Consider the following 12,550-nt stretch of genomic DNA (forward strand, 5'->3'; position numbering starts at 1 on the left):
GGGAGCTCCGGGGCCGTCGAGGCGCTGGTGCGCAGCACCCGGCGGCCCCGGAGAAGAGCGAGATCGCGGCCCCGCCTACCAGCCGCTGCCGATCTGCTGGCGGGCGCTGAAGGCGGTGGCGGTACGGGGGTAGAGCCACAGGATTCTGGTGGCGTCGTCGCGGACGATGACGTCGGGGTTGCCGTCACCGTTGAAGTCGCCGATGCCGGCGAAGGTGTAGCCGTTCCAGCCGGTGCCGAGCTGGGAGCGGGCGCCGAGGCCGTTGCTGCCGTTGCCCGGGTAGAGCCACAGGACGCCGCTGGCGTCGCGCGCGACGACATCGGGATAGGTGTCGGCGTTGAGGTCCACGACGCCGGCGAAGGCGAAGTTGGTCCATCCGGTGCCGAGTTGCACGGCCGAGCCCAGGGCGGCGCCGGTCCCCGTGCCGGGGAACAGGTACAGGGTGCCGTCGGGGTGACGGGCGACCAGGTCGGGCTTGCTGTCGCGGTTGAAGTCGGGGGTGCCGGCGAAGGTGTAGCCGTTCCACCCGCTGGCGAAGTTGCTGACCGGGGTGAGCAGATCGTGCCCGGGGTCGCCGGGGAACAGGCGCAGGGTGCCGGAGGGCGCGCGGCCGACGAGGTCGGCGTAACCGGCCTTGTCGAAGTCGCCCATCCCGGCGAAGGCGTAGCCGGAGAGACCGGAGCCGATGTAGAGCGCGGACGTGGACCAGCCGCCGCCCCCGTTGCCGGGGTAGAGCCACAGGCTGCCGCCCGCGTCCGCGGCGACCAGGTCGACCTTGCCGTCGCTGGTGTAGTCGCCGACCCCGGCGAAGGTGTACGGCGCGCTGGCCAGGTTGACGTTGCCCATGGTGCCGACCTGGGTGGCGGCGAGCGGGGCGCCGTTCCAGACCTGTACGTCGGAGAGGTTGCCCTTGAAGTACGAGGCGCGCGCATCGTTGTTCAGGCTGTTGCCCAGGGTGAAATTGCCGGTGAAGCCGGAGATCGCGGTGTGGGAGCCGCGGGCCACCGGCCGGTCGTCCATGTACAGCGTCATGGCCTTGGACGTGGGGTCGTAGGTGGCGGTGATGTGGGTCCACTGGCCGATGATGGCGCTGCCGCCGGCGATGCAGTCATAGCCGCGGGTGGCGTCCGAGGTGGCCAGGCAGAACCCCCATTGCTTGTTGGACTGGGGGTAGAGCAGGAAGCCTGAGTTGTGCGCGCCGTCCTGGGAGGCGACGACGCCGCCCACTGCGGCGGGTTTGACCCACGCCGACACGGTGAAGGACGCTGACAGCGACAGGGCCGCGTTCGAGGTCATGGCTCCGGTGGCGGTGCCGTCCAGGGCCAGGTTGGGGGAGAAGACGTCGTCGTCGGTGTCCCAGGTGGCCCCCGCGCCGCTGCCGGTGAGGGTCAGCCCGGCGGACGTGTCTGCGGCGCTGGCCGCGCTTCCCTCGGTGCCGTCGCCGAGCGGCCAGGCGTGGCCGGGGGCGATCAGGGTCTGTGCCGTCTGCGAGGTGAGGCTTCCGGTGGACGCGTTGAAGATCTGCGCGGTGCTCGCGCCGTTGGAGGAGACCGTGCGCAGGTCCGGGGTGTTGTCGCCGTTCAGATCGGCGGCCTGCAGGACCGGCAGGCTCGCGGAGCTGTAACCGCTGCTCGCGACCTGCAACGGGGTCACCGGGTTGCCGAAGGCGAGATCTTGCAGTTGCTGCGGGGTGTAGTAGTACAGCGCGCCGGTGGTGGTGTTGCGGGCGAACAGCGCGGGCAGCCCGTCGACGAGGCTGCTGGTGATGCTCCAGCCGGTCCAGTCGCCGGTGCCGGTGGGGTTGGTGCCGCCCAGGGGCAGCGCGTTGTCGACGCCGGCGAAGGCGCCGGGGAAGGGGGCACCGGGCTCGTCCCACAGCCGCCCGCCCACGATCATGAGCAGGTCGGGGTAGCCGGTGGCGGGCTCGCCGTTGAGGGTGTGGTAGAGGTTGCCGCCGCTGGCGATGCTGGTGGCCTTGTTGCCGAGGGCGCCGGTGATGCCGGTGCCGTCGGTGAAGACGGTGGAATTGACGCTGATCTGGTCGCCGGCGAAGGGGCGCAGCGCCGAGCCGTCGCCGCTGCCGAACAGCACGGCGCCGCGGCCGGTGGCGGGGTTGTAGTCCAGGACGTCGTTGAAGCCGGCGCCGGTGTTGAAGTGTCCGGTGACGGCCTGAGTGCCGTTCCAGTCCGTGGGTGAGCCTGTGGAGTTGGCGCCGGTGCCCTGCACGCCCAGGTCGGTGGCGCTGGTGGTGAGTTGTCCGTCGGTTGTGCCGTGGGCCAGCCACAGTCCGCTGGACAGGCCCGCCTGTGCGCCCACCGTCGTCAGGTCGGGGATGCCGTCGCCGGTCAGATCGCCGTCGGCGGCGGTGGCCGCGGGGGCGGCGATGAGGATGCAGTTCGCGGTGTCGCCGATGTTGCCGCCGGCCGAGACCGCGGTGACGGTCAGTACGTTCGTGCCCCGGGTGGGAGTGACGCTGATGGTGGTGCTGGACCCGGTGCTGGCCAGGGAGACCGGGGTCGTGCCGTTGAGCTGGTAGAGGTAGCTGGCGGTCGTGCCGCCGGAGGCGTTGGGCGCCAAGGTGAAGCTGACCGCGGTGCCGACCTGGTAGGAGGCCGGGCTGGCGTCGTCACCGCAGTCGTAGGCGGAGGCGTCGGTGATGTCGGGGGCTCCTGGGCGGCTGGCGTCGAACTGGAACTTGCAGGTCGCTGAGACGGGCGAGGTGTAGGTGCCGTCGGAGGCGGTGACGTTCCACGTCACGCCCAGGGGCGAGCCGCCGGCCGCTGCCTCCAGCACAGACTTCTTGAGCACATAGGCGGCGTTCTTCCCCGACACTGCGGACACGGTGGGCTGGGCAATCTGCGCGCCGCCACTTGTCTTGGTGACGTTGAAGGTGGTGGAGAGGGTGCCGCCGTCGGGGTCGGACACCTTCGCATAGAGGACCACGTCGCCGTCGCCGATGGTCTTGATGGTGCTGGTGCAGGTGGTGGCCGGCGAAGTGACCAGCGTGGAGGGCTTGTTCGGCCGGTGGTCGTAGGTGGTGGACATCGAGAGGGTGGCGTGGTCGAACTTCTTCCACCCGTACTTGTCCAGCTCGTCACTGGCCTGCAGACCCAGCGTGAGGCTGCTCAAGTTGCCGTCGTCGGCGATGCTCTGCATGTGCGAGGTGACGTCGAAGCCGAGGGACTGCGCAGGGCAGGAGGAGGAGTAGCCGTACGCCACGGTCTTCGTGCCCCACTGGGACGTCCAGGCCGGCTGGTCGTTCCAGGTGGTGCCGGAGTCGATCGGACCGGTCTGCCACAGCTCCACCGGGGTCGCCGTGCACGAGGGCGCATAGGTCTCGGTGGCGTAGAAGTGCGAGTCGACGACCGTCGCCCCGAAGAGTCGGCTGTCCACCGAGAACTTCGCGTACGCCCGCGACTTGTGGTACGGGGTCTCCCAGCCCTCGTAACCCACGTGCAGCCCGGTGGCGCTGGTGTCCTTCCAGAAACTGGTGTCCGGGAAGGCGGAGTTGACCCAGGTCCAACTGCTCACGGTGCCGCCCGCGGCACTGTAGGTGGGATCGATGTAGACGGGGTACACCGTGGAGGAGGACGACAGCAGGCCCGCGTTGGGGGTCAGGCGGATGCCGCCCGAGGCGTAGGCGGCGGCGACCGGCGCGATGTGCGCGCCCGCGCCGGGTTCGTCGGTGTCCGAGGCTGCGGACTTGCCGGCGGACAGTGCGCTCGGGCCGGCCGCCTTGGCGGTGGCGGAGTCCCACATCATCGGGGCGGGGGCGGAGAACACCGTGCGGTGTGTGGCGTCCTGGGCAGCGATGTTGCCCGCTTTGTCGACGGCGAGCGTCACGTTCCTTGTCTTGGCGGGGAAGAGGAGCTTGTCCAGCGCCGGGTCGGCGGCTGCCGAGGCGTTCTTCACGACGAGGACCTCGGAGAAACCGCCCTGGGCATCCGCGGTGACCTTCAGATCGACGCCGTCCAGGACATCGGAGTAGGTGGCACTGGATCCGTTCAGGGTTGGGGCAGGCAGCGGGCCGATCGAAGTCGGCACCGTCAGGGACAGGGACCGGCCGTGGTCCTTCATTACCGCCAGAGGTCCGTTCCCGCCTCCGGACAGGGTCAGATCCGTGGTGGCAAGGGTGGGGGCGAGCGTGCCGTCGGAGCGCCGGACCAGCGTGGCGTCCAGCGGCTTCCAGGCGCCGGAGGCGTACTTGCGCACCGGAGCGATCGACTGGGTCAAGGTGAACGTGCCATCCGGATTGGCCACTTCCGCTTCGTTCGGCGTGGTCGCCGCCTGCACAGCCACCGCCTTGCCGGTGGCCTGCGCCTTGACCGAGGCCCGCGCCTCGTCCAGAGGCAGTGGCGACGACGACGCCTCGGGTGTGGCATCGGCGCTGGCGGTAGTCGCCGCGCCGGAAACGGACAGAGCGCTGAGCGCGGCAGCCAGCGCGGCTCTCAGCAATCTGCTGCGCAGGGTGGGTCTCACCGTCAGGTACCCCCAGGTCAAGTCGGACATGATCCGTCATGTCGATCGGCGCTCCAGTGGACAGGCTTTTCGTTGTCTGTGGCAGACCTGATTGATCCTGGGATGACCTGACATATCCCAGTCGAGAGTGAAGTTTTGCGAATTCTTGTCTTCTGATTGTGGAGAGTTGTCGGATTTGATCACTGTCCCGCTGCTCGCCTGCTCTGCGATAGTCACCCGCGCAGCTGCGGCTTGATCAAGCCGCAGTGCCGTGGTGCCCGCTTATGGGGCGAGTGGGGGGATCGAGCATGGCTAGGACAGAGTGGCTGAGACGGAACGTGCGTCATGTCGGCGCTCGACGACGGCTCGTCGGTGCCGCGGTGGCACTGGCCCTGGCTCTACCGACCGCGGTCCCCGCGGCCGCGGAGACCAAGGAACGCGCCGGGGCCCCGGCAGTGCAGCAGACCCGCCCGGTCAAGGGGGTCAAGACACTCACCCCGCGCAAGCCGACGGTCAAGGACCAGACCAAGCGGGCCTTCAGTCCGGCGAAAGCCGCCTGGCCGGCGGCCGCGACCGGCACCGCCCCGCTGGCCGCTCCGCAGACCGGCGCTGAACAAGGAGCCAGGGCATCGGCCGCCGGCACTCCGGTGTGGGCCCGAGCGCTAGCCCCGGCCAAGGGTTCCTACCAGGGGCCGAACAGCGTCTCGGTGCGCGTACTGCCCCGCCAGGAGGCCGCCAAGCTCGGCGTGGCCGGCGTCGTCCTCACCGCCCAGCCTGCGACCGGCGGCCGGGGCAACGTCCAACTGGGCCTGGACTACAGCGCGTTCGCGCAAGCCTATGGCGGCAACTACGCGGACCGCCTGCACCTGGTCAAGCTCCCTGCCTGCGCGCTGACCACCCCGCAGCGAGCCGCCTGCCGCACCCAGACTCCCCTGGCCACCGACCGGAACCCTGCGACCCACGAGCTGGCGACCACCCTGACCCTGCAGGGTGCCCAGCCCCAGTCATCCCCGTCCCGGACTTCAGCATCCGGCCACGCCGCTGTCGTGCAGGCCTCGTACACCGCCTCCACGGCGTCTGGTACCACCGGCGGTGCCGCCGAACCGATGGTGCTGGCGGCGACCGCATCCGGCACCACGGAGGGCGGGGCGGCGGGCAGCTACGATGCGACCGCCTTGGCGCCGTCCGGCTCATGGACGGGCGGCAGTTCGTCCGGCTCGTTCACCTACAGCTACCCCGTCGCGCCGGCGCCCTCGTCGGCGTCGCTGAAGCCGTCGGTGGGCCTGTCCTACGACTCGGGCTCGGTCGACGGGCAGACTTCCTCAACCCAGGCCCAGTCTTCCTGGGCGGGCGACGGCTGGGCCACGCCCGACTCCTACATCGAGCAGAGCTTCACCTCATGTTCGGACGATCCGGAAGGCAGCGCCTCGCCGGTGTCCAGCGGGGACAGGTGCTATGACGGGCCGATCCTGACCCTGTCGCTGAACGGCTCGTCCACCTCCCTGGTAAGGAACGACAGCGACGGGACGTGGAAACCGGCCGACGACAACGGCTCGACCGTCACGCACAGGACGAACACCAACAACGGGTCGGGCACGTACAACACCGACTACTGGATCGTCACCGAACGGGACGGTACCCAGTTCTACTTCGGCCGCAACCAGCTGCCCGGCTGGGCCTCCGGCAAGGCCACGACCAAGTCGGTGGACAGCGTCCCGGTGTACTCCGCGCACGCCGGCGACCCCTGCTACGACTCGTCCGGGTTCAGCGCCTCGGTGTGCACCATGGCGTACAAGTGGCACCTGGACTACGTGGTGGACGTGCACGCCAACGCCATGGCGTACTCCTACGCCCAGGACACCAACTACTACGGCGAGGAAAACGGCGCCCACAACGTCTCCTACGTCCGCGATTCGCACCCGACCCGGATCGACTACGGCTTCCGCGACGGCGGCGCGTACGGCACCGTGCCCGACCAGGTCGTCTTCACCACTGCCTCGCGCTGCACCCTGGCCTCGTGCGACCCGCTGTCGGCGAGCACCGCCGCCAGCCAGTACCCGGACGTGCCCTACGACCTGGTGTGCGCCTCGGGCGCGACCTGCACCGCGCAGTCGCCGTCGTTCTTCTCCACCGTCCGCCTGGCCTCGATCAAGGCGCAGCAGTACAGCGTGGCGGCCGCCACGTACCAGGCGATCGACACGTACACCCTGCACCAGACCGAGCCGGCCACCGGGGACGGCACATCGCCCACGCTGTGGCTGGCCTCGATCACCCACGAAGGGGACGACACCACCGCCGGGGGTTCCACCTCCCCGATCACGCTGCCGGACGTGACGTTCGCCGGCGTGGACCTGAAGAACCGGGTCGACACCTCCAACTTCCCGGGCCTGTACCGCTACCGCATCTCCGGCATCACCAACGAGATGGGCGGGCTGACCTCCGTCAGCTATGACCTGCCGGACGCCTGCACCGCCACCTACGTGTCCTCGGCGGACCCCAAGACCAACACCAAATCCTGCTATCCGGTGTCCTGGACACCCAAGGACTACCTCAACCCGATCACCGACTGGTTCCAGAAGTACGCGGTCACCCAGGTGCTGGAGACCGACAGCACCGGCGGCGCGGTGGCCAAGCAGACGAACTACATCTACACCGGCGGCGCCGCCTGGCACCACGACGACAACGAGGTCGTCAAGGCCAAGTACCGCACCTGGGGCCAGTTCCGCGGCTACGCGAGCGTGGAAGCCCGCACCGGCGACGGTGCCAACGACCCCCAGACCAAGACGGTCACCTCCTACTACCGCGGCATGGACGACGACTGGCTGTCCTCGTCCAGCCGCCGCTCGGTGAACGTGACCGACTCCCAGGGGGGTGTGCACCCCGACAGCGACCAACTGGCGGGCAACGCGCTGGAGACCACCGCCTACACCGGGGTCGGCGGCAGCGTGGACCACTCCACCGTGACCTCGTACTGGATCTCCGCCGCCACGGCCACCCGCGCCCGCACCGGCCTGCCGGCTCTGACCGCTCACGCCACCAGCACCGCCGAAAGCTGGAGCCGCCAGGCGCTCACAGACGGCGGCACCACGAGCTGGCGCGTCACGGAGACCGACAACACCTACGACGCCACGCTCGCGGACGACAACTTCGGGCTGCTGACCTACAGCTACACCCACACGGTGCCGGCCGCCGCTGCGTATGACCAATGCACAGCGATCACCTACGCCAAGGCCAACACGACCGCCAACTTGGTCGGCCTGGAGGCTTCCAAGGAGACCGACTCGGTCGCCTGCGCCGGCTTCAGCCAGAACACCCCGGCCACCGTGCCGCAGAACTTCAACACCCTCACCGCTCCCACCAGCGTCTCCCGCCCGGACCAGGTGGTCTCAGCGACCCGGACGTTCTACGACGACACGAGCTTCGCCACCGCCTTCCCGCAGGCTGCCGCGCCCACCAAGGGCGAGGTCACCATGACCCGGCAGGCCTCGGGCTACAGCGGCGGCGCGTTCACCTGGCAGACCCAGGCCCGCGCCACCTACGACAGCTACGGCCGCCCTGCCGACGGCTACGACGCAGGCGGCAACAAGACCACCGCCGGTTACACCGTGGACAGCGTCGGGCTGACCACGGGTGCGACCGTCACCAACGCGAAGAACCAGACCGCCAGGACCACCTCGGACCCCACCCGCGGGCTCCCCCTGACCGCCACCGACGCCAACGGGCTCGTCACCACCGTCCACTACGACGCGCTCGGGCGCACCACCGACGTCTGGCAGCACAACCGGCCCACCACCGCCTCCGCCGACGTCAAGTACACCTACACGGTCTCCCCGAACGGCCAGTCCGGCACCACCACCCAGAAACTGAACGACTCCCTGGGCTACGCCACCTCCTACTCCCTCATCGACTCGCTGGGTCGGCCGCGGCAGACCCAGACACCGACCCCACAGGGCGGCCGGCTGATCACCGAGTCCTTCTACGACTCGCACGGCTGGGTCTGGAAGAAGAACAACCCGTACTGGGACGCGAACAGCCTCCCTGCCCTGTCGCCAGCCTCGGTACAGGACTCCCAGATCCCCAGCCAGGACCGCTACACCCTCGACGGTCTGGGCCGCGTGGTCGTCGGCAACTCCGAGCAGTACTCGGTGCTCAAGGAGCAGACCACCACCGTCTACAGCGGGGACGCCACCACCGTCATCCCCCCGACCGGCGGCACGGTCAAGAGCACCCGTACCGACCCGCTGGGCCGCACATCCGAGGTCGACTCCTTCAGCGCGCGGCCGACACTGACCGTCCCGCTCAACACTTTCACCGGTCTGTTCTCCGTCAGCGGCGGCACGTTCAACGCGATCACCTACGGCTACGACGGGCACGGCAAGCAGAACACGGTCACGTCCAAGGGCAGTACCTGGACCACCGTCTACGACCTGCTCGGCCGCGCGACGTCCAAGACCGACCCGGACGCCGGCACCAGCAGCATGCTCTACGACGCGGCCGGCAACCTCACCCAGACCACCGACTCGCGTGGCAAGAGCGTCTCCAGCACGTACGACGTGCTCAACCGCCAGACCGGCCGGTACGCCTCCACGCTCGCCGCCCAGGCTCCAGGCGCGAGCGGCAACCAGATGGCCGCCTGGACCTACGACAACGACAACGCCGTCTCGGGCGTCACCAACCCGATCGGCCAGACCACCACCGCCACGTCCTACAACGCCGGCAACACGTACACCACCCAGCAGGTGGGGTTCAACGCCTTCGGCGAATCACTCGGCCAGTCCATCACGATCCCGGCCGTGCACGGCGCGCTGGGCGGCAAGACCTATACCTTCCGCCACACCTACAGTGCCGACACCGGCCTGCTCTACACCGACAACTACCCCCTCGGCGGCGGCCTGCCCAACGAGATCGCAACCCACACCTACTCCACTGCCCTGGACGTACCTGCTGGTCTGGGCACTACCTCCTACGGCTACGCCCAGAACACCACCTACAGCGCCTACGGCCAGGTGCTGCAGGAGACCCTGGGCATGAGCACGAACCTGGCCTATCTCACCAACACCTTCGACGCGCACACGGGAGCGCTGACCGACCAGTTGGTGACGCGCTCCACCACGCCGGCGAAGGTTGACGAGCAGAACTACACCCACGACCTCGCAGGCAACACCACCAAGCAGGTCACTACCCGCCTGGGCGCCACAGCGGCCCCAGAGACCCAGTGCAACCAGTACGACGAGCTCGACCGGCTCACCCAGGCATGGACCGCCACCGACGACTGCGCCGCCGCCCCCACCGCAAGTGCCCACGCCCAGGTCGGCGACCTGCTCGCCGGCGGTAGCGCGTACTGGACCAGCTGGGACTTCGACGCCCTCGGACAGCGTCAGCACCAGGTCGAGCACTCCACCACCGGCGGCAGCGACACCACCACCGGCTACGCCTACGACTACAACGGCAACGGCACCGTCCAGCCCCACGCCCTGGCCTCGACCCAGGCCAGCGGCGCAAGCACCGCGACCACCAGCTACACCTACGACAAAACCGGCAACACCACCACCCGCAACACCATCGCATCCGGTAGCCAGACCCTGACCTGGAACGACGCCGGGCAGCTCACCCAGGTCAGCGGCGGCAAGTCCGGCACCACCGGCTACATCTACGACGCCGACGGCAACGTCCTGCTCCAGACCGACCCCGCCAGCACCACCCTGTACCTGCCCGGCGAGCAGCTCACCCTCACCGGCAGCACCACCACGGGCGTGCGCTACCTGCCCCTGCCCGGCGGCGGCACGGTGGTGCGCACCGGCACGGGAACCAACTACAAGTTCCAGATCAGCGACCCGCACGGCACCAGCGGCCTGTACCTGGACTCCACCGCCCAGACCCCCACCTGGCGCCAGTTCACCCCCTACGGCGCAACCCGCGGCACCGCGGTCAGCTGGCTCGACAACCGAGGCTTCCTCAACGCCCCCGACAACGCCAACACCGGCCTCACCCAACTCGGCGCCCGACAGTACGACCCCACCCTCGGCCGCTTCGCCAGCCTCGACCCCCTCTTCGAAACCACCGACGACCAACAACTCGCCGGCTACGCCTACGCCGCCGGCAACCCCATCACCAACAGCGACCCCAGCGGACTGTGCGCGGACGCCGACTGCCCGACACGCAACTGCCCGTCCTGCCTCAACTACACACCGGGCGACTCGGCAGGAGCCGAGAGGGCGATGCATGACTACGCCGGCTCGGGCAGCACCCCCAGCAACAAGAAGAGCAAGTCCGGCACCTACCACGGCGGAGGGAATAGTCACGGAACGACGACGGCTGCGGAGCAGTACCGTTGCGGTCTTCTGGGATGTAAAGCGACTAGCGATCCCGGCGAATGGTGCCAACATAACGAGATCTACTGCAAGGTGATCTCCTATGGGCCGACCTTTGAAAAAGCAGCAAAGCAGGGTTGGGATACAGAGAAAGACCTGATTGGGATCGGTGCCTTCGAGGACTGTAAGAACGGGGATCTCGACGCGTGCATTGAACTTTCGAAAGATGCAATTTTCCGGTCGAAGCTGGCGGTCTTCGAAAGGGCGATATCCGGTGGGACGCTGAAGCTTGGGTGTAAGAGCTTCACCCCCTCCACGCCTGTGCTGCTAGCTGACGGCAAGTCGAAGCCCATCAGGAAGATCAAGCCTGGCGACGAGGTCCAGGCGGCAGATCCCAAGACCGGCAAGCACAAGGGTCCCCGTGCTGTATCTGCAGTCTGGGTTAACCATGACTTCGACCTCGTTGACCTTCGCATCCGCCAGGCAGACGGCACACTAAGCGTTCTGCATACCAACGCCGAGCACCTGATCTGGGATGCCACGCTGCACAAGTGGGTACCCACCGGGAAGCTAACTGTCGGTCACGCACTCAACACGCCTACAAACCAGCACGTCTACGTCGCCTCCGTGATCGCCCGCCCAGGCGACCGTCACATGTACAATCTGACAGTCGACGACTTGCATTCGTACTATGTGCTGGCCGGGGAAACGCCGGTCCTGGTTCACAATGACGACGCAAACCTCTGTAAACTTTTGGGGATAAGTCAGGTTCAACTTAATAAGCACGTTGGCGACGCATACCGTGACCACATTGCGGACTCTTTTAGGCAGCGCGGACTGAATGTAGTCACTGAGAGGCAAGCGCCAGATTTGCTGAAATTTGATACACCATACGGTGAGCGGCAGTATGATATTGGACTGCTTGACTCTCGTGGGAATGTCACTCATTACGTCGAAACAAAGTCTGGTGATGTCGGGAAGGATGAACTCCAGGTCCTGAAGGATGAGTGGCTCATAGATAATCGCGGAATCAAGGTGCAGTACATTTTCGATGGCTACGGCCAGTGATAGGTGTGCGGGAGCAGTAATGGCGTTCGAATACGGACTCCTTGGCCGCTCGGGTGGAGCGACCCCAAGCGAAGCGCTCAATAACCTGCTGGAAGCTCTTGGGTCTGGCACTCCAAAGGTCACCCATGGCGAGGTGAAGCAGGGGGAGGGGTGGGCCTCCTCGAGGATTAGTTTCCGTGGGTCGGACGGGAGCAGTACCGAGCAGAATATCCAGGTCAGCGTTGGAGGCAAGATTGTTGATATCTTCCTTCGGAAGGCGCGAGCGGTTTTGGCTGATGATTTGCTGACGGGGCGAGACCTCATGCTGGTGATCTCCATCAGTGGACCGATGGATGTCGCAGTCAATGACAGAGTCGTTGGGTTTGCTCAACAGCGGTGGCAGGGAATTCCTTGGGATGAGATCTCAGGGTTCTTGACTTCCTTTGATCGCCCATAATGCCGCAAAAGGGGATGAAGTAGCCTTCCAGTCACGTGACGACCGCTTCGCCGCCCCTCGCCTGCACGTCCGCACGACTGTCGAGGACAGGCCCAGATCCCGGCCGCACCCCGGACCAGTTGGGACTTCGACGCCCTCGGACAACGCCAGCACCAGGTCGAGCACTCCACCACCGGCGGCGCCGACACCACCACCGGCTACACCTACGACTACAACGGCAACGGCGCCGTCCAGCCCCACGCCCTGGCCTCCACCCAGGCCAGCGGCGCCAGCACCG

Annotated in this window: 3 protein-coding genes; 2 read left to right on the forward strand and 1 reads right to left on the reverse strand. The window is 67.6% G+C overall.

Annotated features, from left to right (window positions below; all coding sequences use genetic code 11):
• Positions 1 to 75 precede the first annotated feature (75 nt).
• Positions 76 to 4,509 carry an FG-GAP-like repeat-containing protein gene (locus ACIBAF_RS22060; RefSeq protein ID WP_399464975.1) on the reverse strand — a complete coding sequence of 1,478 codons (4,434 nt, stop codon included), beginning with the start codon at positions 4,507 to 4,509 and terminating at the stop codon, positions 76 to 78.
• A gap of 257 nt (positions 4,510 to 4,766) precedes the next feature.
• Here ACIBAF_RS22060 and ACIBAF_RS22065 point away from each other — a divergent pair, with 257 nt between their 5' ends.
• On the forward strand, positions 4,767 to 11,837 hold the full coding sequence (locus tag ACIBAF_RS22065; protein ID WP_399464976.1) for an RHS repeat-associated core domain-containing protein: 7,071 nt from the start codon (positions 4,767 to 4,769) through the stop codon (positions 11,835 to 11,837).
• A gap of 19 nt (positions 11,838 to 11,856) precedes the next feature.
• A complete protein-coding gene (locus tag ACIBAF_RS22070) occupies positions 11,857 to 12,273 on the forward strand; it encodes a hypothetical protein (protein ID WP_399464978.1) in 417 nt (138 codons plus the stop codon).
• Positions 12,274 to 12,550: the final 277 nt, after the last annotated feature.

The organism is Streptomyces sp. NPDC051677, assembly GCF_044453465.1.
Taxonomy (GTDB): domain Bacteria; phylum Actinomycetota; class Actinomycetes; order Streptomycetales; family Streptomycetaceae; genus Streptomyces.

Bases quoted from the DNA above. Each gene is read 5' to 3' on its own strand.
- ACIBAF_RS22065 (WP_399464976.1), top strand. From the start codon at position 4,767: ATGGCTAGGACAGAGTGGCTGAGACGGAACGTGCGTCATGTCGGCGCT.
- ACIBAF_RS22070 (WP_399464978.1), top strand. From the start codon at position 11,857: ATGGCGTTCGAATACGGACTCCTTGGCCGCTCGGGTGGAGCGACCCCA.
- ACIBAF_RS22060 (WP_399464975.1), bottom strand. From the start codon at position 4,509: ATGTCCGACTTGACCTGGGGGTACCTGACGGTGAGACCCACCCTGCGC.